We start from the raw sequence: 23,992 nt of genomic DNA, 5'->3' as shown, positions 1-23,992 counted from the left end.
GACTGCGCGCGTGAATGTTCGCCGCGCCGGTCGCATGTAAGGACAGGAAATAAGAGATGATAAGATCTGTCGTGCGGGGTATCGGTTCGGCTTTGCCGAAGCGGGTCATGAAGAATACCGATTTCGAAGGTATTATCGAAACCTCCGACGAGTGGATCGTGCAGCGCACGGGTATCCGTGAGCGCCACATTGCAGGCGATGACGAAACCACGGTTTCGCTTGGCACGGCTGCGGCCCGCGCAGCAATCGAGAATGCCGGCTTGCAGCCGACTGATATCGATCTTGTTCTGCTGGCAACCTCGACGCCTAACCATACCTTTCCGGCAAGTGCCGTGGAAATCCAGCGCGAACTGGGAATCACCAAGGGTTTTGCCTTCGATATGCAGGCTGTGTGCAGCGGCTTCATCTATGCCATCACGACGGCTGATCTCTATATTCGCGGCGGCATGGCGAAGCGCGTTCTGGTCATCGGCGCGGAAACCTTCTCGCGCATCCTCGACTGGAATGACCGCACGACCTGCGTTCTGTTTGGCGATGGTGCCGGCGCATTGGTTCTCGAAGCTGCCGAAGGTAACGGGCTGACCTCGGATCGTGGCGTTCTCGCCGCCAATCTGCGCTCGGACGGCAACCACAAGGAAAAACTTTTTGTGGATGGCGGCCCGTCAACGACCCAGACTGTTGGTCACCTGCGCATGGAAGGCCGCGAAGTCTTCAAACATGCAGTCGGCATGATTACGGACGTTATCGAGGCATCTTTCGAGGAAACCGGCCTTACAGCCGAGGATATCGACTGGTTCGTCCCGCATCAGGCCAACAAGCGCATTATCGATGCTTCCGCCAAGAAGCTGAATATCGCTGAAGGCAAGGTTGTCATCACAGTGGATCGCCACGGCAACACGTCTGCGGCGTCGGTTCCACTGGCGCTCGCGACCGCCGTTGCGGACGGCCGCATCAAGAAGGGCGACCTCGTTCTTCTGGAGGCAATGGGTGGCGGATTCACGTGGGGCGCGGTTCTGTTGCGCTGGTAAGCGACAAATTTGATCTGCCGTGAGGAAACTCGCGGCTTGACCGTTGCGCTTTTATTTGTGTAACGTCCTGTCACGTAAGGATATTATCTGTTCAAACGCTAACCAGGCAGGTTCGGTCATGGGAGGTAAGACGGTCACGCGAGCTGATCTGGCAGAGGCTGTTTACCGGAAGGTAGGCCTTTCCAGAACGGAGTCGGCGGCTCTTGTCGAGATGATTCTCGATGAAGTCTGTGACGCTATCGTCAACGGTGAAACCGTGAAGTTGTCGTCTTTCGCGACATTTCAGGTTCGCGACAAGAACGAGCGCATTGGCCGTAATCCGAAAACAGGCGAGGAGGTTCCAATTCTTCCCCGTCGTGTGATGACTTTCAAAGCTTCCAACGTTCTCAAGCAGCGTATTCTGCAGGAACATCAGAAGCGTGAAACCAAAAGCCAGAAGTAATTGCTAGTGGATTGAATTTGACGTTTGATACCCGTCCGATATAAATCACGTTTCAAACGTCAAGCTCGAAAAATCTACTAGATTCATAACGTTACCAGTGGTCTTTTTGATCCCGACATTTGCTCAGCGCTCATATCCGAGGGATGCAAATGTCGGAATCAGACCACTAGCATGCTGCCCATCGGGCAGCATTTTGTTTTGGCACCATCCTTGTAAAACTGACATCGCTTTTGCCCCCGACTTATGGTCGCGTGCAGGACGGCTGTTTTTTGTGTTGGTTGCAACCGTCATAATAGTCTTTTGCCACGAACTGGCCATGCTGCTTTCGGCTTCGCATGAAGGGATGCTTATAAAGCTCTGATATTATATAATGGATTCAGTGGAGCGAATCGCTTCGCTGATATTGAAATCTGGAAAGCGGCTGGCTTTTCAGAGAGAGTTCGTGTTGCACACCGTCCGGTTTTGAATGACGTTTGCGCCGTGTCTTTCCGCACGCTGGAGTTTGTTAACTCCCGTCTTCTAAAATCCGATGGTAACAAGCGCCTTTCGTGTTACAGACGCGTTCGCGTTGGCAGCGAGTTGAACTATCTGGATCGGCGAGGTTGCGCCGCAACGGCGAAACCTGAACCACTGGAAAGGGCAAGTGGATGGACAAGAGCCCTGATGCATTCAGGACGATCAGTGAAGTAGCGGATGATCTTGATCTTCCGCAGCATGTGCTGCGTTTCTGGGAAACGCGCTTTACCCAGATCAAGCCTATGAAGCGGGGCGGCGGTCGCCGATATTACCGGCCGCTCGATGTCGAATTGCTCAAGGGCATTCGCCATCTGCTCTATGATCAGGGCTATACGATCAAGGGTGTGCAGCGTCTTCTTCGCGAAAACAATGCACAGTTTATCATCGCGCTTGGCAATGGCGACGTTCAGGCGATTGAGGCGATTACGCGCCAGAAGCAGGCTGCCGCTGATAAGCGGGCTGCCGAAGAGGCGGCTGACAATGAAATGGCTCTGCCGAGCGGCATCAAGGCGCCGCAACCGGCGCGCAAGCTCTTCGGTCTCTTGAAGGGCGAGGAGGATGGCCCCATCGGAGCTGATGGAAAGCGGCCTTCAAAGGACAACCGCTCGCTTCTGCAGGAGGCGTTGTTCGATCTTCTCGAATGCAAGCGTCTTCTCGATCAGGTGCGCTGATCGATTTCGGACCGCATGAAAAAGGGAGGCTTTCGCCTCCCTTTGCTTTTGTACGCGGATTGAATCAGCTGGACGAGAGTTTCAATCCGATGATGCCGGCGAGGATCAGTGTCACGCTTGCAACGCGGAAGAAGGTTGCAGCTTCGCCGAGAATGAATATGCCCACCAGAAACGCACCCACTGCCCCGATGCCGGTCCAGATCGCATAGGCTGTTCCAAGCGGCAGGCTGCGCATGGCGATGGAAAGCAGAATGAAACTGCCGATCATCGTCACGATGGTGATGGCGCTCGGTGTCAGAAGGGAAAAGCCTTCCGACTTTTTCATGAAATAGGCCCAGATGACCTCAAGAATTCCAGCCAGTCCCAGATAAATCCATGCCATTCTAATGCTCCCTCACAAGGGTTCTGAACGGGCCGTCCCGTTCGTTGAAGAAGCGGGAAGGCCGTCCTTCCCGCGAAGTCACTGCGCACGGCGCTCTAATCAGTGTGATGGATGCAGTGCATCATTGAGATACATGCAGGTCAGCATAGTAAATACGTAAGCCTGAATAACTGCCATCAGCAATTCGAGTGCGGTTAGCGCGACGGTCATTGCAAGCGGCAGTACAGCGGTTAGCATGCCGAGCGTTCCGAGACTGCCCAGCCCGATGACAAACCCCGCAAAGACTTTCAGCGTAATGTGTCCTGCAAGCATGACGGCGAACAGACGAACCGAATGACTGACCGGACGCGAGATATAGGACATGATCTCGATCGGCACGATGATCGGCGCCAGCACAACCGGTACGCCCGCAGGCATGAACAGTCGGAAGAACTTGAACCCGTGTCGAACGAGACCGTAGATCGTGACCGTCAGGAAGACCAGCATCGCAAGCGCGAACGTTACGATGATGTGGCTTGTCACGGTGAAGGCATAGGGGAACATGCCGATCAGATTGGCAAACAGGATGAACAGAAACAACGAGAAGACGAGGGGGAAGAAAGCCATACCCTTTTCCCCGGCGTTCTCGCGCAATGTCTTCGACACGAATTCGTAGAGGATCTCGGCTGAGGACTGCCAGCGCCCCGGCACAACGGTGCCCCTGCGGGACGATAGGAACATGAACGCAGCCGCGCCCAGCACCGTCAGCACCATGAAGAGTGCCGAATTGGTGAAAGCAACCGGCTGACCGCCGATTTCGCCAAGTTCAACGATGGGCTTGATTGCGAATTGTTCGATCGGCCCTGCCATAGGACACCCTCCTATGGGGCCGTCCCCGATGCGAACACTGGCGCGGGTCGTCCCGCGCGGCCCTGAAAATAGTGATTCTTGAACGGAGAGGCAAGAGGGCGTCGTCCATATCGCGCCAACAGAAACTTGATCGCGTATCCCATGGATCAGGGAGCTTTTTCGGGTATCCTGTCGTTCTTATCCATAGATTATGCCGGGAGATCGATTGATGACCATCTCAAGACGTAATTTCATTGTTACAGCATCTGCTGCCGGGGCCGGATTGGCTTTATCGCCTTTGGAGCTCAACAAGGCGGCAGCCGAAACAGGCAGTCCTAAAGTGCTAACCCCTTCACAGGTAGAAAATCCGGGCTTCCATCGCTTTCAGTTTGGTGATTTCGAGATCACCACGCTTTCCGATGGGCGCCGAGCAGGCGAAGCGCCCGAAAAGACATATGCGGTCGATCAGGACCCGAAAGTGGTTGCCGCACTTCTTGAGGAAAATCTTCTGCCCGCCGACCGCTTCGTCAACAGCTTCACGCCAGTGCTCATCAATACAGGTAAGGAGCTTGTCCTGTTTGACACCGGCATGGGAGCAGGTGCTCGCGGAGCGGGATTGGGCAAACTGGCCAGTGCTCTTGAAGCTTCGGGCTACAAGACGGACGATGTGTCTCTGGTCGTATTGAGCCATTTCCACCCTGATCATATTGGTGGACTGATGGAAGACGGCAAGCCAGCCTTCGCCAATGCGCGCTACGTCACCGGACAGAAAGAATTCGACTTCTGGACCGATCCCGCGCGGCTCGACAGCCCCGCCAAGACCGTTGCTGAAATGGTGGCCAAAAACGTCAAGCCTCTCGCGGAGAAGATGACGTTCCTGGGCGATGATAGCGAAGTCATTTCCGGTATTCATTCGGTGGCAGCTTATGGCCACACGCCGGGTCATCTGGCTTTCAGGGTCGAAACGGGCGGCAAGTCGTTGATGTTGGTCTCGGATACGGCGAACCATTTCGTCATTACGTTGCAGCGGCCCGAATGGCACGTTTCCTTCGATATCGACAAGGATGCTGCCGTCCAGACCCGCAAGCGCATGTTTGACATGATCGCCACCGACAGGCTTCCTTTCATCGGTTATCATATGCCGTTTCCGGCACTGGCCTATCTCAAGCGGGAAGGCGAGGGCTATCGCTACGTTGCGGAAACCTATCAGCTGCGTGAGAAATAGATTGAGGCGGTTTAGTACTAACGCCCACCGGCAACGTCGATGAATGTTCCGGTTACATAGGCGGGGGCGTCGTTGAGCAGCCAGAAAATGGCTTCCGCGACTTCCTCTGCCTTGCCGGCGCGTCCAATAGGTGTACCGGCGCCCAACCTCGCCGCGCGATCCGGATTGCCGCCACTGGCATGGATGTCGGTATCGATCAGGCCTGGACGCACGGCATTGACGCGAATGCCTTTCGGCGCCAGCTCTTTCGACAGGCCAGTGGTCAGCGTATCAAGTGCGCCTTTCGCTCCGGCATAATCTACATATTCAAACGGCGATCCAAGTCGCGATGCCATCGATGACACGATGACGATGGCACTGTCAGGCTGCAAGCGCCGGGCTGCTTCGCGGGCGCTTAGATAGGTGCCGTAAACATTCACGTCGAACATCATTTTCAGACGATCAGCACTCATATCCGCAAGCGGCATGGTCTGAGCAACGATACCGGCATTCAGGACAACGCCTTTCAGCGGACCAAGATCGGCCTCCGCCTTGTCGAACATGGCGATCACGTCTTGTTCTCTGGATATGTCGCCTTGGATCGCAAGCGCCTTCGCACCAAGCTTCGCTGCTTCGGCCACCGTTTGCTGCGCAGCCTGTTCGTTCCCCGCATAGTTCAGAGCCACAGACCAGCCTTGCGCTGCGCTGCGCAGAACGGTAGCGCGACCAATGCCGCGACTGCCACCAGTGATCAGGGCGTTCTTCATACTCTCCTCCATGCAATTCATGGCAGAGCTAATCCGATTTGCACGTTGTGTGCAAAGGAAAGATCGTATGAAAATAAAGGTTTGGGGAAGAAAAATGGTCGGAGCGGCGGGATTCGAACCCACGACCCCTTGACCCCCAGTCAAGTGCGCTACCGGGCTGCGCTACGCTCCGAGCCTGGGAAAGCCGTAGATTATAACGACTTGGCACGCAAGGGATAATTTCTCGAAACTGGCAAATTGCACATAACATTCATGCATGGTTCTGAGCATCAGGATCGCGGTGCGAAAAGAATGATGCATGTGCCTGCGAAAGCCGTGCATGCGCCGACCACATCCCAGCGATCGGGGCGCGCTCCTTCGGCAAACCAGATCCACAAAATCGACGCGATGATATAGATGCCACCATAGGCTGCGTAAGCGCGACCGGCCACGTTGCTTTCAATCAGGGTGAGCAGATAGGCGAACAATGCGAGGCACACCATGCCGGGTGCCAGCCAAAGCGGCGACTTGTCGAGCTTCAGCCATGCCCAGAAGGCGAAGCATCCGGCAATTTCAAAGAGGGCTGCTGCGGCGTATATCGCGAATTGCAAGTTTCTGCTCTCCTGAGCGTTCTCCAAGTTTGAGCGAAAACTGATACTTGTATTCCAGCCCTGCACAACCCCAGATGATCCCGAATAGCAGATAAAAGTGGCGCCAGTGATCGGTGTCGATGACATTGCCGATCAGGACATGCCCGAGATAGGTTGCGTAGGCAACCAGAAGATAAGGCTGCCAGGGGCGATTGCGAAACAGAAGCTTGAAACCGATCCCGAGTGTCAGGAATGTCAGCGTCAGAAAGGCGATGAAGCCGATCCAGCCATAGTCGAGGACGGCTTTGAGCCAGACATTGTGTGTATCCTCACCGAACATCGGCCCGAACTCGAGCGGCCCGATGCCAAGCGGATGCTGTGTTGCAAGGATCATTCCAAGCCAGTGCCGCGCAAAGCGCCCAAGCCTTGCACTGTCATAGCTCTGTTCGAGACGCGCGCGCTCACGGAAGAAATCGCCGACGCCGGGGATTTGCAGAATAATCAGGATCGCGAGAGTAATTGTTACAACTGCAAGCAGACCAATCACTATCAGGCGTAACCGAAAACGATTGCTGTTGCTTTGCAGGAAGAGCACGCCAAACAGAACGGCAAAGGAGAGGGGAACCATCGCCCAAGCCGCGCGCGAGAAGGATACCAGAACGCCGAGCGTCAGCAGGCAGCAGAAAGGCAGATAGACGGCCATATCGCGAAAGCCCCCGCGCATGATGCGGTAAAGCGTCCAGGTCAGCGGCAATATAAGGAAAGGTCCGTAGACATTGGGGTCCTGAAATGCGCCCTGCGCACGTCCGTAGCGCGTGAAGATTTCTGCGCCCGGAAAGAGGCTGAGATAACCGGCAATGCCAAGGACGGCAGAAAGCACGCCGACAAGAAGATAGGCGTTGAAGATGGTCTTCAGACGCCGGTGGTCACCTTCGATGACAGCGGCGAAGAATACCGATGTGAAAGCCAGAAACAGCGAGACGGCGATATAAAGCGGTGCTTTCTTGACGTCAGCCATCTGCATGACCGAAATCATGCCGCCGAAATTGAAGACAGCAAGCAGGGCGAGCAGCACAAGACTTGTGCGGGTCAGCCGCAATCCGAACAATAGTGCCAGCGCAATCAGGCCGACCATATAGAGTTCATAAGGCGCAGGCTCGCTCATCACGAAGCCGAGCAGAAAAACGCCGAAGCCGATTGCGATATTGGCGATGAGGCGGTTGAGCGCGCGTTTGCGCGCCAAATCTGCCGACAGCATCAGGGCTGGACGCGAACTGCCGTCAAACCGTTGCGCCATGCTGGTCAATAGGCGTTTTCCGTATTGAGAAGTCGCATCGGTGTCAGGAACAGGATTTTCAGATCGAGCCAGAGCGACCAGTTTTCGATATAGTAAAGGTCGAACTCTGTGCGCATGCGGATCTTGTTCTCATTGTCGATTTCGCCGCGCCAGCCATTGATCTGCGCCCAGCCGGTGACACCCGGCTTCACGCGGTGACGCGCGAAATAGCCATCGACCACCTCATTATAGAGCACATTGTGCGAATGGGCGGCGACTGCATGCGGGCGCGGGCCGACGAGCGACAGGGAACCGGCGAGAACATTGAAGAACTGCGGCAGCTCATCGATCGAGGCTTTGCGAATGAAGCGTCCGACGCGGGTGACGCGAGGATCGTTCTTGGTAACGGCCTGCTTGGCGGTGGGGTCGCACATCTCGGTGTACATGGACCGGAACTTCCAGACATTGATAACTTCATTATTGAAGCCATGCCGCTTCTGTTTGAAGATCACAGGGCCCTTGCTGTCCAGCTTAATGGCAATCGCCGTGCCGATCATGATCGGCGACAGAAGAACGATGCCAACAATGCTGAAGGCAACGTCGAAGATGCGCTTGGCAACAGAATCCCAATCGTTGATAGGCTTGTCGAAAATATCCAGCATCGGCACCGCGCCGACATAGGAATAGGAGCGCGGGCGGAAGCGCAGGTGGTTGTTGAGCGCTGACAGCCGGATATCGACCGGGAGAACCCATAGCTTCTTGAGTAGTGCCAGCACGCGGGCTTCGGCGCTGATCGGTAGCGATACGATCAGCATGTCGATGTGGGCGATACGGGCAAATTCGATCAGTTCGTTGATATTGCCGAGCTTGGGATAGCCAGCAACGATGGGGGGAGAGCGCTTGTCGTCGCGGTCATCGAAGATGCCGCAGATACGGATATCGTTGTCGGGCTGCTGTTCGAGCGAGCGGATAAGCGCTTCTGCATTGGGGCCGCCGCCGACGATGACAGCGCGGCGCTCCATTGTGCCATTGCGTGCCCAGCGCTTGATTTTCCAGGCGACGAAGATACGGGCAATTAAAAGCAGGACACAGGCGCTGAGCGCCCAATAAAGGAACCAGCCGCGCGAGAAATCGGACGATGCTTTGAGCAGAAAACCGGCAATGGCAAGGGTACCAAGCACGGCTGCCCAACTAATGAAAAGCCGCCGCAGATAGCGACCGGGACTACGCAATATATTGATCTGGTAACCGTCGTTGATTTCCATCAGCAGGACAAAAAGCGCGCCGCCCACAATCATGATAAGGGGATAGTAGAAAACCAGATGTGTGCGGATGCCGACATAAAGCAGAAAGCTCAGAATGCCGGAGCAAAAGACAAGCCCGAACTCCACCATGCGCATGACGCCGCTCAGCATCAGCGGCGAAAACGTATCGTGCTGATATTGTTCAGCCATCTGGCGCGCCAGTGGGCTAAGCTTCACCGGGCCTTTCGGCTTGGAATCTTGTCCGGTCTCCTGCTTGCTGCTGGCTTCTATGGCTTTGCGGCCAAAAGGAGAAAGCGCATCATTATCTCGCACAACATTGCCCCTGATCGTAAAATGACAGCGTAGTAATTAGACCGAGAATCCTAAGCAGAATATAAATGTCGCGTGACAAGCTTTTGACTTAGGTAAACACTCAATTAAATACTCGGTTGAAAGCTGTTACTGTTAGTAACGGCTAAAATAGCATGATCTCCGTCCGTATTGATACAGCATTGGCTGCAGGAACCGATACGCGCCAGTTGTCGCAAGCCAAGCCAGTGCAAGGCTTGCCTTGTCTCATTATATTGCCTAGGACGGTGATATGAAACCGTTGGAAGATAAAGCTGCGGGCGGCATTTTGCCGTCAAACTGTTCGGCACATGTTGCCGCCAACAGACCAGCTTTGTTTCCGCTCCTGATCGGCACCAGATCAGACGATGTCATGGGGTTGCTGCGCGCCTGACCGCTCAGCGACCCAAAAAATCCTGATGACAGCAATTCACGCTGCGATCTTTCAAGGTCGCATTAACTGTTTGTTTTAAAGCGCTTTATCTAAACCGTTCTAGTGTTTTGGAGGGCGCTCTAGGGTTGATCATGACTATCTGGGCCGAACTGGCTAGAGCGGGCAATCATGCCGGCGATGAAATTTTGTTGCGAAAACGCGATCACATCTATGAAATTCGCTATAACGGCCTGGAATTGATGTCCAACGTCAATTTCCAGTCCGAGACCGTGCTGGCTGAAAGGTCGCTTCGCCTGCACGGACGGAAAGTGTCGCATATGCTTATTGGCGGACTTGGCATGGGCTTCACACTTCGGGCAGCACTCGATCTGCTTGGACCCGATGCCAGAGCCACGGTATGCGAGCTCGTCCCCGAGATCGTGGAGTGGAACCGGACCCATATCGGTCATCTGGCCAACCATCCATTGAACGATCCGCGTGTCGATGTTCGGGTCGCCGACGTGATGGATGTTCTTCGCGCAGAGCCTGGTCGATATGATGCCATATTGATGGACACGGATAATGGACCGGATTTTACCGTCCGCGATGCCAATGGCGCAATCTATGAAGATGACGGTCTGAGGCTGGTGAAAAGGGCACTGAAGCCTAATGGCATTGCTGCTTTCTGGTCGGCAACCATATCAGACCCATTCGAAGACAAGCTCGACATGCTACCCTGGGAATGGCAACGCGAGGATATTTCGCTCATCGGCGGGCGTGCCGACGCATTCCACTATATCTATTTTGCGGCGCGTGGCGGGTTTCGGTCACAGTTCGAGCGGTCGGTATCTGCGTCCGAACCCTTCGCTGCGATGGTGGGCTGAGGGAAGTATCCGTCAGTCTTCCGGGATGGCTCGATCCGGATGCGCCTCGTAATAGATTGTCTCGATCGAGTGCGCCATGGATTGCTGGCTGAAGCGCTCGTGCAGCCGGGTCACCTCCGGCATCGCGGCTCGAAACGTTGTGAGATCATCTGCAGCGTCCAGCATCCTGTTCGCAAGTGCCTCCTCCTCGGGCTCCACCAGCGCCGAGGAACGAGGTCCGAACACCTCGGGAATGCCGCCGACATTGCTGGCGATGACAGGCTTTCCGGCGGCGAGCGCTTCCAGCACGATATAGGGAAATGCTTCGGCACGCGATGGAACCACCATTATTCGCCCCAAAGCAAAAGCTTCTCGCGCAGCCATTCCGGGCAGAAAGCGAATTTGTCCGGAAATTCCCAGTTCGTCGGTCAGGTTGATGAAATCGGGCTTTTCCGCACCATCTCCCACCATCGTTGCAGTGAAAATGCGCTGGTGCTGGTCGCGCAGGCGTGCAAGGGCACGGATCAGAAGGTCTGGTCCCTTCAGTTCACGCATCGTGCCGACAAAGAGAAAATCGCTGGCATCGGGCGCATCGGCAACCGGGATGAACTCGTCCTCGGCCAGGCCGTTACAAACGACGGCGTGGAGGCCATAGGGCCGCCCTACCTTTTCTTCGTAGATACGCTTTTCGAAGTTGGAAACGAACATCACTGCATCGGTCATAGGAGCCAGCATTCTCTCAACCAGAAAGACAGCGCCGCCGCGGCGCGTCTTCCGGTCGAAATGCAGACTACCGCCATGCGGTGAATAGATACGGGCTACGCGAGACCTAAAAACCCGTAAGACTGAGCCGAACAAACGTGCATAGACGCCACCTTTGGCGCCATGTCCGTGCAATATGTCTGGCTGCAATTTCTTGATGATGCGATATGCTTTGTACGCTGCCGCTGCGTCGCCCAGTCCGACATGGCGCTGCATGGCAATGCGATGAAGGCCGAGCATGAGCTTTGGCCGTAATTCTTCCAGAAGCGCGTCTTCGCGCGGGCCGCCTGTCGTGGCATCGCAGACGATGCCGACCGCGTGGCCTTTTTCCGCCTGCAGGCCCACGAGATCGCGAACATGACGGAAGAGCCCGCCGGTCGGTTCGCGGAAACAGTGGATGATACGCAGTGGGGAGGCATTGGTGTCATCAGCCATCAATCGCCATCAAAACAGACGTTCGCGCACATAGATCGTGTCGCCCGGCAGGATTGGATCGGAAATCAGCACGCGACCAGTCAGAACCTTGCCGTTGAACTGGCGCGTGATGTCGACATTCTCCTGATTGGCGCGTGGGCTGAAACCACCAGCAGCGGCGATTGCCTTTTGCGCGGTCATGCCCGGAACATAGGAATACTGGCCAGCGGCGCCGACTTCACCCATCACAAATATCGGGCGATAGCGGTCGATTTCCGCGCTGACGTCGGGGTCACGCAGATAACCGCCACGTAACTTTGATGCGATGATGCCTTCAAGCTGCTTGGACGTCTTGCCGCGTGCCGGAATGCTGCCGACGAGCGGGAAGGCGATATAGCCAGCCTGATCGACGCTATAGGTATTTGTGAGGCTCGGCTGCTCGAACACCGTAATACGTATGCGATCACCAGCATCCAGCATGTAAGGCTGGTTCAGCGCCTCGTGGAACGCAGGCGGGGCAGGGCGATAGCTGGAGCATGCGGAAAGCGTCATGGCGGCAAGGCCTAGCGCCACGAGCAGAGCGTGGCCTTTGCGCTTGTTATGAATTGTCTTCGCCGTCATCTTCCGCCTCGGTTCTTCCGAAAAGCAATATTTCTTACGAACGCAATCGACGCGGTACTGACAGCGCGATTACGAATATCGGTTGCAAGCGTTATCGATTGATTAGGGTTAATGGCTGGTAAAGAAGACGGGGTTCGGCGCAAAATCTTTGTAGCTCGCCAACTGTTGGGAACTTATCCTGCTTAACCCTCTGGTTACCTTGTTCCTTTACCTTCCGGCCAGATTCGGGGGTGCATTACCCCACGCGGGCGAGAGCGATCACGCGCGCAAGCGCACTCGCGAAGTCCATGGAGAATGGGGAATGGCAGAAGTCGATCCGTTATCAAGGGACGCAGATATTGATATCGGCGCGCTGTTCTCCAGCTTGCGCCGTCACTGGCTGTTCATTGTCGTTGGTGCGCTTCTCATGGCGGCAGCAGCGTGGGCCATCTGCCTTCTCCTGACGCCGGATTATCGCGCTGAAGCGCGCATCATGATCGAGGCCCGCGAATCCATCTATACCCGCCCCAATGGCGAAACAGCAGCCGAGCGACCTGTCTTCGACGCCGAAGGCGTGAAGAGCCAGGTTGAAGTGTTCTCTTCCGGCGATCTCCTAAAAAAAGTTTCCGACGAACTCAAGCTGACCAGCAACGAAGCCTTCACGACAACGGAAGTGAAGCCGTGGACCCGCGTTCTCATCATGCTCGGCATGCGGACCGATCCCGCACGGTTGACCCCGGAAGAGCGCGTTCTACAGAAGCTTCGCAAGAATATGCAGGTTTTTGCCGTCACCGCTTCGCGCGTCATCGTGGTGCAATATAATTCGGCAAGTCCTGAGACGGCGAAGACCATCGCCAATGCGCTTGCCAATCAATACATCCTGTTTCAGCAGGCCGCGAAGCTGGAGTCGAATGACGATGCCACCGGCTGGCTCGCACCCGAGATTGACGATCTGCGCAACCGCGTTCGCGATGCGGAAAAGAAGGTTGCGGATTATCGTGCTTCGCGCGGGCTTTTGACCGGGCAGAGCAACAGTACGATTGCGACACAACAGCTCTCGGAAGTCTCGACCGAACTGACACGGGTCCGCACCAGCCGCGCTTCCGCAGAAGCAAAGGCGGAAAGCATTCGTAAATCGCTGGCCTCCGGTGCTCCCATCGATACGCTGCCGGATGTAGTTGCTTCCGGCATGATGCAGCGCCTTGCGGAAAGACGCATTCAGCTCAACGCCCAGATCGCCGACCTTTCGACGACACTTCTGGAAGGGCATCCCCGCATCAAGGCACTACGCTCGCAGCTTGCCGATCTCGACCAGCAGATCAGGATTGAAGGCCGCAAGCTCGTTGCGAGTCTTGATAATGAAGTCTCAACGGCAAAGCTGCGCGAAGAAGAACTCAATCGTGAACTCAACCGCGTGAAGGCACAGGCGGCGCAAGCGGGCGATCAGGAAGTTGAGTTGCGCGCATTGGAGCGCGAGGCGACGGCACAGCGCCAGCTTCTGGAAACCTATCTGACGCGCTATCGCGAAGCTGCGTCGCGTACCGACCGCAATTATGTGCCGGTTGATGCTCGGGTTTTCTCTTCCGCCGAAGCACCAGCAGTTCCCTATTATCCAATGATATTGCCGATTGTCGGTTCAACCTTTGCGGCTGGCCTGCTTTTGCTGTCGATTTTCGTTCTCTTGCGTGAATTGTTCAGCGGACGTGCGTTCATGACGACGGATGGTCAAAGGGTTGCGGCCGTCGAGGAAATCGAAATGCCGGTTATTGCTGCTGCCGCTGAAGCGGCTGCCGTGCCGCCGTCCAGAGCTGAACGCCGTGATGGCGTTTCCGAGGAAACAATTCTGGCGCGACGCCGTTCATGGACTATGCCGTTTGCGGCGAAGCCGCCGGTTTCCGAAACGAGGAAATCCGTGGAGGAGTTTCCCATGATAAAGCAAGGTGAGACCAAGCAACGCGAGATGAGACCACGCAATCCCAATGGTGTGGAGGCTGTTGCCGATCTGCTGTCCGGCGGAAAGCTGAAACGTATCGTGGTCGTGTCTCCAGAAGGCGATAAAGCATCAGCGGGAGCGGTGCGTCTGCTGCGTGAATTTGCCGACCGTGGCAAACGTGCAATTCTCGTGGATATGACCGCGCAAGGGACTGTTGGGCTTGCCATGCTGGACGGTACGCATCTGCCCGGCATTACCGAGCTTCTGTCCGGCGAGCGCCGCTTCAATGAGGTCATCCACAGTGACCGGTTCTCGCAGGCTCATGTCGTTCCGCTGGGCGAGGCCGATCCTGAAACCGCCATGCGTTCTGCTGATCGCCTGCCGCTCATTCTGGATGCGCTGGAAACGGTCTATGATTTCGTTGTGGTGGAATGCGGTCCGTCATCTTCGGAGCAGATTCGACGCATTGCCGATGGACCTGCGTCCGTCGTGATGAGTATCGTCGATCCGGATGACAAGGGCGTTGCGCTGGCTGCTCTCGATCTCGATCAGGGTGGTTATGAAGACGTCGTCATTCTGATGGACGAAACCGTCTGATTGCCAAATACGATTCTGGAACAGCGTCTTAGACCTTGTTTCTGAATCAGATTGCTAAGCACCTCTACCTTCTTGCGAACCTGCTGCGCAGTGTCTTGGCAAGGCCCCAAAGACGCGGATTGCGCTTGAGACTTCCGGCAATGGCATTGCGGACTGATTGCAGCGCCGTGAAAAGCTTTCCTTTGGCGGAAAGCGGTACCAGCGTGTCATAGATCGTGAGCTCGATGTCGCACCATTCGCGCTTGTACGGCTCATCACCGATACCGAAACTGTAGATCGAACGGCCTTCGTCGCAACTGCGGCTGATATCCTCGAAGAAGAGAAATTCACCCGGACTGGCGGAAGTCAGTTCGTCTTCTGCGATCGCGGCGAACTCGACGGTAGGGCCTGCATCGCCAAACAGCTTTCCGATGATCGAACGCAGGGTTCCGCCAACTTCAAGAAAGCGCAGCTCATGCAGATTCCGCCCCTTCACCAATCCTTCGCCGAAGAAAGCTTTGAAGAAATTGCGCACATTCTCATCGGCGAAAGGATCACGGATTCCCATCTTCCGGAAGCGCTGGGCCTTCATCGCAAAATAAAGATCGAGAACCGTGTTTGCTTCCGCTTGGTTCTGAGGCTCAGCAATTCTCCAGCCACCGCTTTCTTCGTAGCGACGACTGTGCTGGCGATGCTTTTTCAGCTTTCGCTTGCGATTGGCGCGATCAAGCACGGCATCGAAGCCACCACCAAGCGAGGCGGCGAGAACCGGATTTGGGTTGGGCGCTTTTCTAAGAGTGAGCAGCGGGTTGGTCACGCCTTGCAGTTCCGATAGCTGGCGTGTCAGTGACAGTGCGTCGATGTCGGGCCGTGCTTTGCGGATTTTCTCGATCAGTTGCCGGACCATCTCGGGTCCGAGGAGGCCGTCATATTCCTTTCGCAGCCACGGGAAATTGCAATTGGCGTGGCTCCCGCCGGGATAGCGCGCAATTTTCGCGCCGCTCTGGCTTACGACTTCCAGCGGCACGAGCAGGATTGGACCATCGCCGTCAAAGAGCCCGATGACGAAACTGTCGGCATTGACGATTGCGCGCCAACTATCGATCCATGCGAACGATTGTGGCGCACCGTGAATAGCCGCGGGATCGCTCCAGAGCCGGCTAATATCGCTGAAATCTGTAAGAATGTACGCTGCAACTTCACCCGCCATCGTCTGCAGCATCCTCAAATGGGATTAATGTTGCTTCTTGCGTGGCGGTTGCGCCATCCACCAGATGATGCCCATGGCTGGCAGAACCCAGAGAATGCCGGTCACGAAGAAATAAAGGAGGTGCACCCATGCGCTCGATTCAGCGAGATGCGCCACGGCGATAATGGTCGCGAACACCGCATAGATGATGACCAGTGAAACCAGCAAAAAAGTACCGATCAGTTTCTTCAGCCGAACGGGCATGGCGCAGTTCTCCTTTTCCCGGCACATCACTAGCGCGTGAGAAGGGGTAGCGAAAGGGCAAAAACGCGGCGGCATGTCGCGTGGTGGCAACTTGTAACGGGTTCGCCTATGCGGCATGTATCCTTCTGCTCAATATTGAAGGGTGAATGGCATGACGGCAGCAACGGCGCAGCGTGTAGGACAGGGTTCCAGGTCATCGAAAGAGGACCACGACCGTCGCCTTGTGCGTTATTGGCTTTATGCGGTGTTCGTCGTGCTGATTGCCATCGTGATGGTCGGCGGGGCTACCCGCATGACGGGATCAGGTCTGTCGATCACCGAATGGAAGCCCATTCATGGTGTCATTCCGCCGCTTAACCACGCCGAATGGCTGGAGGAGTTCGACAAGTACCGCCAGATTCCGCAATACCAGCAGATCAACAAGGGCATGTCCCTTGAAGCCTTTCAGTCGATCTTCTGGTGGGAGTGGGCGCACCGTATGCTGGCGCGCTTTGTCGGCTTTCTGGTTGCGGTTCCGCTGGCCTTCTTCTGGGTGACAGGGCGTCTCAAGGGTGGCCTCAAATACCGCATGCTGGGCCTGCTTGCACTCGGCGGCCTGCAAGGCGCTATCGGCTGGTGGATGGTCGCTTCCGGTCTCAGTGAGCTGACAAGTGTCAGCCAGTATCGTCTGGCGATCCATCTGACGACAGCCTGTATCATCATCACAGCGGTGTTCTATATTGCGCGCGGGCTTGTCACCTACAGTGAGCGACCGGCAGAAAGGTCGATCCAGCGCTTTGCCGGATGGATCGTGTTTGCCGTGCTAGTGCAGATTTATCTGGGTGGTCTGGTGGCCGGGCTTCATGCCGGTCTGACCTATAATACCTGGCCGCTGATGGATGGCGCCGTCATCCCGTCCGACCTGTTCATCCAGTCGCCATGGTGGCGCAACCTGTTCGAAAACCCGAAGACGGTGCAGTTCGTGCACCGCATGTTCGCCTATACGGTTCTGGTTCTGACGGTCCTGCATTCCTTGCAGGTTTGGAAGCAGGCCCCGGGCACGACCCATGCGCGCCGCACTATCGTTCTCGTCGGACTGGTTCTCATACAGGCTGTCATCGGCATTGCCACGCTTCTGATGAGCGTTCCACTGCATCTGGGCCTGACGCACCAGTTCTTTGCGCTAATCGTGCTGGCTTTCGCGGTTGCGCACTGGCGTGCAACCAAAGGTGCCTATGAAGGATAAACCGTCTGGCGCAGGTGCCTGAGCGCGGAAGCGATCTTCAGTTCCCGCGCTTCGTCTGCGTCATTGCCGTCTTCGCGGTGCCACGCGGCTGAGAGACAGCCATAGGCGAAGGCATAATCCAGAATGTAGGCGGGTTCGCGCCCGATGATCGGCGCGAAATGCTCGGCCATATGCCGGGCGCGTTCAAGGTCCAGGCAGAGATCGTCCCGGTCGAGCGGATTGTAGAAGATATTGGCCGCGTCGAACGCTGCGTCGCCGACAAGTCCATGCGGGTCGATGGCGAGCCAGCCGCGCGGTCCCTTGATGATGTTCTCATGGTGAATATCGCCATGTAGCGGAATGGCCTCGTGCGGCGTTGCCAGCAGGTGTTTCGCGACCGCCGTGCCTTCCGCATAGATCGGACTTTCATTCGTTACGGCGAAGAGACCGGAAAAATGCTTGTCCAGTGGTTGCAAATCAGCCGGTATCGGGGCGGGAGAGGGCGTATGCAGCGCGTTCAGAACCTCGCCGAATATCAGCAGACATTCGGCATCCTTGCCGCGTTTCAGGTGCTCATCAAGGTGATAGTCGCCCGCATGTTCGAGCAACATTGATGTACCATTGAGGTCGTATAATCGCGCCGCACCATGGCCGTTCTGCCAGTCGAGATAATGCGCGCCGCGCAGCTCTTCCATTCCGGCTGGTTTCAACTGCTTGATGACAAAAACCTCGCCTGGATGATCAGTGCGTTCGACCTTCCAGACGAGGCTTGAATGCGTATCCGCCAGAGGCTCGAATGAGCCGATACTCCATTCGATAGGAAATACCGGCTTCTTCATCATCAGACTTTGCCGAGCATGAGATTCATGTTCTGAACGGCTGCGCCCGATGCGCCCTTGCCGAGATTGTCGAGCAGCGCCACCAGATTGACCTCTCCATCGCCTTCAGTGCCGAAGACGAAAAGCTTCATACCGTCCTTGCCGGCAAGCTCTTCCGCATCGACACGCGCCAGACTGGTGCTTTCTTCAAGTGGCACGACTTCAACGATGTCCTGACCGGCATAATGCTCTGTCAGTGCGGCATGAACCTTTGCAAGCGACGGCGTTCCCTCTAGTCCGGTCAGGAACAGAGGGACCTGTACGATCATGCCCTGCGGGAAGCGTCCGACGCTGGGGCTGAAGATCGGGCGGCGATCCAGACGGCCATGCAATTGCAGTTCCGGCACGTGCTTGTGCTTGAGCGGCAGGCCGTAGAGGAAATTGTTTGCAGCAAGATGCTCCGGATGGTTCTTGTCTTCCATCTGCGCGATCATCTGTTTGCCGCCGCCCGTATAGCCCGAAACGGCGTTGACGCTGACCGTATAGTCGGCAGGCAGCAGGCCCGCATCGCGCAGCGGGCGGACAAGCGCAATTGCACCCGTCGGATAGCAACCCGGATTGGCGACCAGGCGGGCGCCGGCGATACGTTCACGCTGGCCCTTGGCCAGTTCGGCGAAACCATAGGCCCAGTCCGGGTGCACGCGATGAGCAGTCGAAGTATCAATGATACGGGTTGAGTTATGGCCTTCGAGCAGGGAAACCGCTTCCTTGGAAGCATCATCCGGCAGGCACAGGATCGCAATATCGGCTGCGCGCAGATAGTCGGCGCGCAAGTCCTTGTTGCGCCGCTCGGCTTCCGGAATGGAGATCACTTCAAGATCGTCGCGTTCGGCCAGACGGGTGCGGATCTGCAAGCCGGTGGTGCCGTGTTCGCCATCGATGAAGATTTTAGGTTTCATGCATTTTGCCTTTGAATTCAGAAAGTTACGACAATATTCGGAATCAGTTTTCGAGCTGCTTGAATCAATTTATGAACAAGCGGCTCATCGTCGTTCTTTCTTCTCAGCCAGAAGGCCCAGATAATACATTGCGATCGTCGCTCCCGCGATTGCTGTTATATCGGCATGATCGTAAGCCGGTGCAACCTCGACCACATCCGCGCCCACAAAGTCAAGAGCCGTCAGCTTGCGCAGGATGGACAGCATCTTTGCAGACGACGGTCCACCTGCGACCGGTGTGCCGGTTCCCGGCGCAAAGGCCGGATCAAGGCAGTCGATGTCGAATGTCAAATATGTCTTCCTGCCATCGGAGCGTTTCAGGATTTCATCGGCAATCGCCGCCGCCGACATGTCCTCGACCTCATGGCCATAAATGATCTTGATGCCGCAATCTTCTGGCGCGTGCGTGCGGATACCGATCTGGATCGAGTGAGCGGGATCGATAATGCCATCGCGCACCGCGCGGGCCACGAAAGAGCCGTGATCGATGCGCTTGCCATCGTCGAACCACGTATCCTGATGCGCGTCGAACTGAACGAGTGCCAGCGGACCATATTTCGTGGCATGGGCCTTGAGCAGCGGCCATGTGATGAAATGATCGCCGCCAAGCGTTAGCAGAAACGCATCCGATTTCAGGATTTTTGTAGCTTCGCGTTCAATAGTGGCAGGGGTCTTGGTGTGATTGCCATAGTCGAGCAGGCAGTCGCCGTAGTCGATGACGGAGAGATTCTCGAAAAGGTCGCGCTCGAAAGGGTATTGCGGATCATTGTCGAAGATCGCCGACGCCCGCCGGATCGCCTGCGGACCGAAACGTGCGCCGGGCCTATTGGATACGGCTGCATCGAACGGAATACCCCAGACAACGGCGTCTGCGCCCTTCAACGACTTCGTGTACATACGCCGCATGAACGACAATACACCGGCGTGGGTCGGGTCCGTTGCTGCGCTTGTCAGGCTGCGGGCAGTAATCGCGTGGTCGATAGTCTTTGAAGGCATGGCTGTTACCCGGATAAGGTTAGATTTCTATAGCGGTTTCATTCGCTTTTGGCATCAAATCCATAAGCACGCTCTACGCGACCGATACGTACGCGATAGGTTTCATACCACTTCTGGCGTCCGAGCTTCTGCGCCACCAGATGGTCCACTTCGCGCTTCCATGCATGGATGCTGGCTTCGTCTGCCCAAAAAGAATTGGTGATGCCGAAGCCTTCCGCGTCGCGCGCGCTTTCAATGCCGAGATAGCCCGGCTGCTTCGCTGCAAGTTCTCCCATCTGAACCGCCATCTCGCCATAGCCATCATCCTCGCCGATGATACGCTGCGAAGCGAAGGTGACGATCAGATAAGGAGGCTCCGGTGTGACCGCAAAGCGGCTTGGTGCTGCAGACGAGGACATGGGCTTATCCGTTCGTGAAAGTGGTCGGAGAGGCTTCAGCTTTTTTATACTCATGACGACTATCGAACCGGCTTGCAACTGTGATGAAGCCGCACTGCCGCCCACAATGTTGAGGGCACATATCGGCGATTGAGGCGCGGGAATTCATCGGCGCTAATGTCCCTCTTTCAAAGAGGGACATTATGCGAAGAACTTTACTTACTATTTCGGTCATTGTTGCTTGTTCTGCTTCCCTTGCGGGTTGTGCAACGGATCAGCGTACGGCCAGATTTCAGCTCGAGCAGCAGAATGTAAGCGCAATCAACTGGATGCAGCAGTCAGGCGAGTATGATGCGCTGGCCTATCAGACGTTCAACGGTGCGCGTCAGGCTTTCGATGCAGTAAAACCGACAAAGGGAAGGCGGAAGGCTGTGATCGTCGATCTCGATGAGACCATGATCGATAATACCGCCTATGCCGGATGGCGTGTCAAACAAAGCGTGCCCTACACGGAGAAGACATGGGCGCGCTGGATGGCTGCCGAACAGGCAGGTCCAATTGCAGGTGCCGTGGAGTTTGCCAGACATGTCAACGCGAATGGCGGCACGATGTTCTATGTCACGAACCGCGATGCGAAGTCATTTGAGTCAACGGCAGCAAACATAAGAAAACTGGGGTTCCCCGGCGTATCTGCGAAAACACTTTTGTTGAATGGCGGTCAGTCCAACAAGCAGAGCCGTTTCGATGCTGTCAAAGCAGATGGCTTTGATGTTGTCGTTTACGTCGGTGACAATCTCAACGACTTTGGAGCTGCGACCTATCACAAGAACAATCAGCAGCGACGCACATTCGTAGAAGCCAATCGCGAAGCCTTCGGGACGAAGTTCTTCATGCTACCCAATCCGAGCTATGGCGACTGGGTTTCCGGGCTGGCACCCGATTATTACAAACAATCGCCTGAAAAACAGCTTGAGATCAACCGCAAGTCCATCCGCAGTTGGGGCGGCTGAAATCCGGCATTGAATGAAACAAAAAAGCGGACCCGAAGGTCCGCTTTTCCGTAAGCTCTGAAGCGATAGATACTAGCGCTTGGAGAACTGGCCCTAAGCGCGTTAGCGCTTGGAGAACTGGAACGAACGGCGAGCCTTGGCCTTACCGTACTTCTTACGTTCAACAACGCGGCTATCGCGGGTCAGGAAGCCACCCTTCTTGAGAACCGTGCGCAGGCCCGGCTCGTAGTAGGTGAGGGCCTTGGAGATGCCGTGACGAACAGCACCGGCCTGACCGGAGAGACCGCCACCGGCAACGGTGGCAACGATGTCGAACTGACCAGCGCGATTCGAAGCAACGATCGGCTGCTGCAGGATCATCTGCAGGACCGGACGTGCGAAATACTTTTCGAATTCCTTGTCGTTGACGGTGATCTTGCCGGTGCCCGGCTTGACCCATACGCGTGCAACGGCGTCCTTACGCTTGCCGGTGGCATAAGCGCGGCCCTGTGCGTCCAGCTTCTGGACATGAACCGGAGCGGCAGCTTCGGTCTTGGCAACAGTGCCGAGTTCTTCGAGCGAGTTGAGCTGCTCAGCCATGATTATGCATTCCCTTTGTTCTTGCGGTTCAGCGCGGCGACGTCGAGGACTTCCGGCTGCTGAGCTTCCTGCTGATGGTTCGGGCCTGCATAGACGCGCAGGTTCTTCATCTGGCGACGGCCGAGCGGACCGCGCGGGATCATACGCTCAATGGCCTTTTCGACGACGCGTTCCGGGAAACGGCCTTCGAGAATCTGGCGAGCAGTGCGCTCCTTGATGCCGCCCGGATGACCGGTGTGCCAGTAATAGACCTTGTCGGTGTACTTCTTGCCGGTCAGAACAACCTTGTCGGCATTGATGATTACGACATTGTCGCCATCGTCAACGTGCGGGGTGAAGGTTGCTTTGTGCTTGCCGCGCAGGCGATTGGCGACGATGGTGGCGAGACGGCCGAGCACGAGGCCTTCGGCGTCGATCAGCACCCACTTCTTCACCACTTCAGCCGGCTTCTGAGAGAAAGTTGCCATTGAAGTCTTCCTTGACTTAATCCCCGATCTTGAAAATCAGGGCTTTTTTTGTTGCTTGTGTTGGATCGTGTCCAACCCGAACGAGCGGGCAAAAGATAACTTCTGCTCAACTCACTGGCGGGTCGATACACAATGTCCGAGTGGGCGTCAAGTCCTATATTCAGAGCGTTGTTTTAAAAACACAGTAAAATCAATATGTTAAATGTTTGGTATTATAATACCGTATCTTTTTTAGATGCTTTATCGCGGCGGGATCGAGTAAGTTGTCGTTGCATGGGCCACCAGCTCGCCACTTGTACCATCGGTCAGACTGATATCGAGTACAGCAAGCCGTTTGCCGAGTTTCAGGAGGTGTGCGACGGCCTCGACCGTGCCGGGAGAGGGTTTACGCAGAAAGTTGATGTTCAGGTTCGTTGTCACGGCCAGTGCCACCGGGCCAATATGGGCCAGTATGGCTGCATAGGCCGTCACATCGGCGAGTGCAAAAAGCGAAGGGCCGGACACAGTACCGCCGGGGCGCAGATGTTGTGCATCGGCATTAAGCTGCATGGTTGCCGAACCGTCACCAATTGCCGTGATCTCGAAAGCGTTGCCAAGTTGCGGAAACTCGCGCTTCATGAATGCGCGCAGCTCTTCAATGTTCATGACAGGGCTCAACGACCGGCTTGCCACCATGGCGGCATTCCGCTCCTGCGCGGTATTGATATTCATGCGCTCCTCCCAAATTTATTTATCAATAAAGGGAGCGCCACCCTTCATGCAAGCGCTCGCTCCAGCGACCGAAGAGGATAAAATGCAAAACCCTTCCGACGATCAGATTCGCGAGATCCTCCGTTCCGTCAAAACGATTGCGCTTCTTGGCGCATCACCGAAGCCGGAACGCCCGAGCAATGGCGTGATGGAATTCCTGCTTTCCAAGGGATACCGCGTGATTCCGGTCAATCCGGGGCAGGTGGGAAAACACATTCATGGCCAGCGTGTCGTGGCGCGTCTGGCTGATATCGAAGAGCCAGTCGATATGGTGGATGTCTTCCGTGAGCCTTATTCGCTGCCGGGTATCGTGGACGAAGTTCTTGCAATGAAGCACCGCCCGAAGATCTTTTGGACGCAGCTGGGTGTCGTGCACCAAGAGGCTGGAAATCGTGCCAGCGAAGCAGGTTTGACCGTCATCATGGACCGCTGTCCGGCAATCGAATATCCCCGCCTGATCGGTTGATAAGAGCTTTCGGATTTAATTTCTGCGAATCCAGTATTTGGCGGAAAATCCTCCTTTGCTTTCCTCGCTGTAGAGCCT

Annotated in this window: 27 protein-coding genes and 1 tRNA gene; 10 read left to right on the top strand and 18 right to left on the bottom strand. The window is 55.9% G+C overall.

Annotated elements, in window-relative coordinates; all coding sequences use genetic code 11:
* The first annotated feature begins 56 nt into the window (after positions 1 to 56).
* From AC1RHM_RS21570 to AC1RHM_RS21560, 3 genes are all read left to right on the top strand, one after another.
* Entirely contained in the window at positions 57 to 1,028 is a 972-nt protein-coding gene (locus AC1RHM_RS21570; protein WP_010661101.1) for a beta-ketoacyl-ACP synthase III, read from the top strand.
* Between the two features lie 118 nt (positions 1,029 to 1,146).
* On the top strand, positions 1,147 to 1,470 hold the full coding sequence (locus tag AC1RHM_RS21565) for an integration host factor subunit alpha (RefSeq protein WP_010661102.1): 324 nt from the start codon (positions 1,147 to 1,149) through the stop codon (positions 1,468 to 1,470).
* A 647-nt stretch (positions 1,471 to 2,117) separates the two neighbouring features.
* Positions 2,118 to 2,657 carry a MerR family transcriptional regulator gene (locus AC1RHM_RS21560; protein ID WP_010661103.1) on the top strand — a complete coding sequence of 180 codons (540 nt, stop codon included), beginning with the start codon at positions 2,118 to 2,120 and terminating at the stop codon, positions 2,655 to 2,657.
* 64 nt (positions 2,658 to 2,721) lie between these two features.
* Here the strand turns inward: AC1RHM_RS21560 and sugE are convergent, their stop codons facing one another.
* Both sugE and AC1RHM_RS21550 read right to left on the bottom strand, forming a co-directional pair.
* Positions 2,722 to 3,039, bottom strand: coding sequence for a quaternary ammonium compound efflux SMR transporter SugE (gene sugE, locus AC1RHM_RS21555; protein ID WP_010661104.1), 318 nt, complete (start codon positions 3,037 to 3,039; stop codon positions 2,722 to 2,724).
* 99 nt (positions 3,040 to 3,138) lie between these two features.
* Positions 3,139 to 3,888, bottom strand: a complete 750-nt coding sequence (locus AC1RHM_RS21550; RefSeq protein WP_010661105.1) for a F0F1 ATP synthase subunit A — start codon at positions 3,886 to 3,888, stop codon at positions 3,139 to 3,141.
* 208 nt (positions 3,889 to 4,096) lie between these two features.
* Between AC1RHM_RS21550 and AC1RHM_RS21545 the strand changes: the two genes are divergently transcribed.
* Positions 4,097 to 5,092, top strand: a complete 996-nt coding sequence (locus AC1RHM_RS21545) for an MBL fold metallo-hydrolase (protein WP_010661106.1) — start codon at positions 4,097 to 4,099, stop codon at positions 5,090 to 5,092.
* 17 nt (positions 5,093 to 5,109) lie between these two features.
* Here AC1RHM_RS21545 and AC1RHM_RS21540 read toward each other — a convergent pair whose 3' ends face one another.
* From AC1RHM_RS21540 to AC1RHM_RS21520, 5 genes are all read right to left on the bottom strand, one after another.
* Positions 5,110 to 5,838 carry an SDR family oxidoreductase gene (locus AC1RHM_RS21540; RefSeq protein WP_036588479.1) on the bottom strand — a complete coding sequence of 243 codons (729 nt, stop codon included), beginning with the start codon at positions 5,836 to 5,838 and terminating at the stop codon, positions 5,110 to 5,112.
* 95 nt (positions 5,839 to 5,933) lie between these two features.
* Positions 5,934 to 6,010: transfer RNA gene (locus tag AC1RHM_RS21535), tRNA-Pro, on the bottom strand.
* A gap of 97 nt (positions 6,011 to 6,107) precedes the next feature.
* Positions 6,108 to 6,428 carry a YnfA family protein gene (locus AC1RHM_RS21530; protein WP_006466505.1) on the bottom strand — a complete coding sequence of 107 codons (321 nt, stop codon included), beginning with the start codon at positions 6,426 to 6,428 and terminating at the stop codon, positions 6,108 to 6,110.
* Complete coding sequence (locus tag AC1RHM_RS21525; RefSeq protein ID WP_036588477.1) at positions 6,391 to 7,713, bottom strand: O-antigen ligase family protein; 1,323 nt, start codon at positions 7,711 to 7,713, stop codon at positions 6,391 to 6,393. The genes AC1RHM_RS21530 and AC1RHM_RS21525 overlap by 38 nt, the downstream gene beginning before the upstream one ends.
* Entirely contained in the window at positions 7,710 to 9,260 is a 1,551-nt protein-coding gene (locus tag AC1RHM_RS21520; protein WP_036588474.1) for an undecaprenyl-phosphate glucose phosphotransferase, read from the bottom strand. Before AC1RHM_RS21520 ends, AC1RHM_RS21525 begins: the two co-directional genes overlap by 4 nt.
* 268 nt (positions 9,261 to 9,528) lie before the next feature.
* Here AC1RHM_RS21520 and AC1RHM_RS21515 point away from each other — a divergent pair, with 268 nt between their 5' ends.
* Both AC1RHM_RS21515 and AC1RHM_RS21510 read left to right on the top strand, forming a co-directional pair.
* Positions 9,529 to 9,669 (top strand): hypothetical protein, encoded by a 141-nt coding sequence (locus AC1RHM_RS21515; protein WP_155243290.1) that lies wholly within the window; start codon positions 9,529 to 9,531, stop codon positions 9,667 to 9,669.
* 131 nt (positions 9,670 to 9,800) lie between these two features.
* Entirely contained in the window at positions 9,801 to 10,532 is a 732-nt protein-coding gene (locus AC1RHM_RS21510) for a spermidine synthase (RefSeq protein WP_010661110.1), read from the top strand.
* 12 nt (positions 10,533 to 10,544) lie between these two features.
* On the opposite strand, the gene AC1RHM_RS21505 is transcribed toward AC1RHM_RS21510, so the two are convergent.
* Together AC1RHM_RS21505 and AC1RHM_RS21500 are read right to left on the bottom strand one after the other, a co-directional pair.
* The gene (locus AC1RHM_RS21505; RefSeq protein WP_492332615.1) at positions 10,545 to 11,708 is read right to left on the bottom strand and encodes a glycosyltransferase family 4 protein; all 1,164 of its coding nucleotides are present in this window, start codon (positions 11,706 to 11,708) and stop codon (positions 10,545 to 10,547) included.
* 9 nt (positions 11,709 to 11,717) lie between these two features.
* Positions 11,718 to 12,308 (bottom strand): polysaccharide biosynthesis/export family protein, encoded by a 591-nt coding sequence (locus tag AC1RHM_RS21500; protein ID WP_010661112.1) that lies wholly within the window; start codon positions 12,306 to 12,308, stop codon positions 11,718 to 11,720.
* Positions 12,309 to 12,609: 301 nt separating this feature from the next.
* Here AC1RHM_RS21500 and AC1RHM_RS21495 point away from each other — a divergent pair, with 301 nt between their 5' ends.
* Complete coding sequence (locus AC1RHM_RS21495) at positions 12,610 to 14,817, top strand: GumC family protein (protein ID WP_036588468.1); 2,208 nt, start codon at positions 12,610 to 12,612, stop codon at positions 14,815 to 14,817.
* Positions 14,818 to 14,881: 64 nt separating this feature from the next.
* On the opposite strand, the gene AC1RHM_RS21490 is transcribed toward AC1RHM_RS21495, so the two are convergent.
* Together AC1RHM_RS21490 and AC1RHM_RS21485 are read right to left on the bottom strand one after the other, a co-directional pair.
* Positions 14,882 to 16,006: a GNAT family N-acetyltransferase gene (locus AC1RHM_RS21490; RefSeq protein WP_036588524.1), complete on the bottom strand. Its 1,125-nt coding sequence runs from the start codon at positions 16,004 to 16,006 to the stop codon at positions 14,882 to 14,884.
* Between the two features lie 24 nt (positions 16,007 to 16,030).
* Positions 16,031 to 16,249: a DUF2842 domain-containing protein gene (locus AC1RHM_RS21485; protein WP_010661115.1), complete on the bottom strand. Its 219-nt coding sequence runs from the start codon at positions 16,247 to 16,249 to the stop codon at positions 16,031 to 16,033.
* 151 nt (positions 16,250 to 16,400) lie between these two features.
* Here AC1RHM_RS21485 and AC1RHM_RS21480 point away from each other — a divergent pair, with 151 nt between their 5' ends.
* Positions 16,401 to 17,474 (top strand): COX15/CtaA family protein, encoded by a 1,074-nt coding sequence (locus AC1RHM_RS21480; protein WP_036579935.1) that lies wholly within the window; start codon positions 16,401 to 16,403, stop codon positions 17,472 to 17,474.
* On the opposite strand, the gene AC1RHM_RS21475 is transcribed toward AC1RHM_RS21480, so the two are convergent.
* From AC1RHM_RS21475 to AC1RHM_RS21460, 4 genes are all read right to left on the bottom strand, one after another.
* Complete coding sequence (locus AC1RHM_RS21475; protein ID WP_080692102.1) at positions 17,462 to 18,295, bottom strand: aminoglycoside phosphotransferase family protein; 834 nt, start codon at positions 18,293 to 18,295, stop codon at positions 17,462 to 17,464. The two genes, AC1RHM_RS21480 and AC1RHM_RS21475, sit on opposite strands and share 13 nt — an antisense overlap.
* Positions 18,295 to 19,230, bottom strand: coding sequence for an N-acetyl-gamma-glutamyl-phosphate reductase (gene argC / locus AC1RHM_RS21470; RefSeq protein ID WP_036588466.1), 936 nt, complete (start codon positions 19,228 to 19,230; stop codon positions 18,295 to 18,297). Before argC ends, AC1RHM_RS21475 begins: the two co-directional genes overlap by 1 nt.
* An 84-nt stretch (positions 19,231 to 19,314) precedes the next feature.
* Positions 19,315 to 20,265 carry an agmatinase gene (gene speB, locus AC1RHM_RS21465; RefSeq protein WP_036588464.1) on the bottom strand — a complete coding sequence of 317 codons (951 nt, stop codon included), beginning with the start codon at positions 20,263 to 20,265 and terminating at the stop codon, positions 19,315 to 19,317.
* Between the two features lie 38 nt (positions 20,266 to 20,303).
* Positions 20,304 to 20,663, bottom strand: coding sequence for an antibiotic biosynthesis monooxygenase family protein (locus tag AC1RHM_RS21460; protein WP_029925081.1), 360 nt, complete (start codon positions 20,661 to 20,663; stop codon positions 20,304 to 20,306).
* A 182-nt stretch (positions 20,664 to 20,845) separates the two neighbouring features.
* On the opposite strand from AC1RHM_RS21460, the gene AC1RHM_RS21455 reads away from it, so the two are divergent.
* Positions 20,846 to 21,652 carry a 5'-nucleotidase, lipoprotein e(P4) family gene (locus AC1RHM_RS21455; RefSeq protein ID WP_036588461.1) on the top strand — a complete coding sequence of 269 codons (807 nt, stop codon included), beginning with the start codon at positions 20,846 to 20,848 and terminating at the stop codon, positions 21,650 to 21,652.
* A gap of 102 nt (positions 21,653 to 21,754) precedes the next feature.
* Here the strand turns inward: AC1RHM_RS21455 and rpsI are convergent, their stop codons facing one another.
* The 3 genes from rpsI to AC1RHM_RS21440 all read right to left on the bottom strand — a co-directional run bounded on the left by rpsI (position 21,755) and on the right by AC1RHM_RS21440 (position 23,409).
* Positions 21,755 to 22,231: a 30S ribosomal protein S9 gene (gene rpsI / locus AC1RHM_RS21450; protein WP_006466519.1), complete on the bottom strand. Its 477-nt coding sequence runs from the start codon at positions 22,229 to 22,231 to the stop codon at positions 21,755 to 21,757.
* Positions 22,232 to 22,233: 2 nt separating this feature from the next.
* Positions 22,234 to 22,698, bottom strand: a complete 465-nt coding sequence (gene rplM / locus AC1RHM_RS21445) for a 50S ribosomal protein L13 (RefSeq protein WP_010661122.1) — start codon at positions 22,696 to 22,698, stop codon at positions 22,234 to 22,236.
* A 240-nt stretch (positions 22,699 to 22,938) separates the two neighbouring features.
* Entirely contained in the window at positions 22,939 to 23,409 is a 471-nt protein-coding gene (locus AC1RHM_RS21440) for a PaaI family thioesterase (protein ID WP_010661123.1), read from the bottom strand.
* Between the two features lie 82 nt (positions 23,410 to 23,491).
* On the opposite strand from AC1RHM_RS21440, the gene AC1RHM_RS21435 reads away from it, so the two are divergent.
* Entirely contained in the window at positions 23,492 to 23,914 is a 423-nt protein-coding gene (locus tag AC1RHM_RS21435) for a CoA-binding protein (RefSeq protein WP_029376237.1), read from the top strand.
* Positions 23,915 to 23,992 lie beyond the last annotated feature (78 nt).

This window comes from Brucella sp. GW823-FHT04E01, assembly GCF_058796175.1.
The sequence above is the reverse complement of the archived record's forward strand: the minus strand, read 5'-3'. Positions and strand labels throughout refer to the sequence as shown.

Excerpts from the sequence above, each read along its gene's own strand:
- AC1RHM_RS21570 (WP_010661101.1), top strand. The coding sequence starts at position 57 with ATGATAAGATCTGTCGTGCGGGGTATCGGTTCGGCTTTGCCGAAGCGG.
- AC1RHM_RS21565 (WP_010661102.1), top strand. The coding sequence starts at position 1,147 with ATGGGAGGTAAGACGGTCACGCGAGCTGATCTGGCAGAGGCTGTTTAC.
- AC1RHM_RS21560 (WP_010661103.1), top strand. The coding sequence starts at position 2,118 with ATGGACAAGAGCCCTGATGCATTCAGGACGATCAGTGAAGTAGCGGAT.
- sugE (WP_010661104.1), bottom strand. The coding sequence starts at position 3,039 with ATGGCATGGATTTATCTGGGACTGGCTGGAATTCTTGAGGTCATCTGG.
- AC1RHM_RS21550 (WP_010661105.1), bottom strand. The coding sequence starts at position 3,888 with ATGGCAGGGCCGATCGAACAATTCGCAATCAAGCCCATCGTTGAACTT.
- AC1RHM_RS21545 (WP_010661106.1), top strand. The coding sequence starts at position 4,097 with ATGACCATCTCAAGACGTAATTTCATTGTTACAGCATCTGCTGCCGGG.
- AC1RHM_RS21540 (WP_036588479.1), bottom strand. The coding sequence starts at position 5,838 with ATGAAGAACGCCCTGATCACTGGTGGCAGTCGCGGCATTGGTCGCGCT.
- AC1RHM_RS21515 (WP_155243290.1), top strand. The coding sequence starts at position 9,529 with ATGAAACCGTTGGAAGATAAAGCTGCGGGCGGCATTTTGCCGTCAAAC.
- AC1RHM_RS21510 (WP_010661110.1), top strand. The coding sequence starts at position 9,801 with ATGACTATCTGGGCCGAACTGGCTAGAGCGGGCAATCATGCCGGCGAT.
- AC1RHM_RS21505 (WP_492332615.1), bottom strand. The coding sequence starts at position 11,708 with ATGGCTGATGACACCAATGCCTCCCCACTGCGTATCATCCACTGTTTC.
- AC1RHM_RS21500 (WP_010661112.1), bottom strand. The coding sequence starts at position 12,308 with ATGACGGCGAAGACAATTCATAACAAGCGCAAAGGCCACGCTCTGCTC.
- AC1RHM_RS21495 (WP_036588468.1), top strand. The coding sequence starts at position 12,610 with ATGGCAGAAGTCGATCCGTTATCAAGGGACGCAGATATTGATATCGGC.
- AC1RHM_RS21490 (WP_036588524.1), bottom strand. The coding sequence starts at position 16,006 with ATGGCGGGTGAAGTTGCAGCGTACATTCTTACAGATTTCAGCGATATT.
- AC1RHM_RS21485 (WP_010661115.1), bottom strand. The coding sequence starts at position 16,249 with ATGCCCGTTCGGCTGAAGAAACTGATCGGTACTTTTTTGCTGGTTTCA.
- AC1RHM_RS21480 (WP_036579935.1), top strand. The coding sequence starts at position 16,401 with ATGACGGCAGCAACGGCGCAGCGTGTAGGACAGGGTTCCAGGTCATCG.
- AC1RHM_RS21475 (WP_080692102.1), bottom strand. The coding sequence starts at position 18,295 with ATGATGAAGAAGCCGGTATTTCCTATCGAATGGAGTATCGGCTCATTC.
- argC (WP_036588466.1), bottom strand. The coding sequence starts at position 19,230 with ATGAAACCTAAAATCTTCATCGATGGCGAACACGGCACCACCGGCTTG.
- speB (WP_036588464.1), bottom strand. The coding sequence starts at position 20,265 with ATGCCTTCAAAGACTATCGACCACGCGATTACTGCCCGCAGCCTGACA.
- AC1RHM_RS21460 (WP_029925081.1), bottom strand. The coding sequence starts at position 20,663 with ATGTCCTCGTCTGCAGCACCAAGCCGCTTTGCGGTCACACCGGAGCCT.
- AC1RHM_RS21455 (WP_036588461.1), top strand. The coding sequence starts at position 20,846 with ATGCGAAGAACTTTACTTACTATTTCGGTCATTGTTGCTTGTTCTGCT.
- rpsI (WP_006466519.1), bottom strand. The coding sequence starts at position 22,231 with ATGGCTGAGCAGCTCAACTCGCTCGAAGAACTCGGCACTGTTGCCAAG.
- rplM (WP_010661122.1), bottom strand. The coding sequence starts at position 22,698 with ATGGCAACTTTCTCTCAGAAGCCGGCTGAAGTGGTGAAGAAGTGGGTG.
- AC1RHM_RS21440 (WP_010661123.1), bottom strand. The coding sequence starts at position 23,409 with ATGAATATCAATACCGCGCAGGAGCGGAATGCCGCCATGGTGGCAAGC.
- AC1RHM_RS21435 (WP_029376237.1), top strand. The coding sequence starts at position 23,492 with ATGCAAAACCCTTCCGACGATCAGATTCGCGAGATCCTCCGTTCCGTC.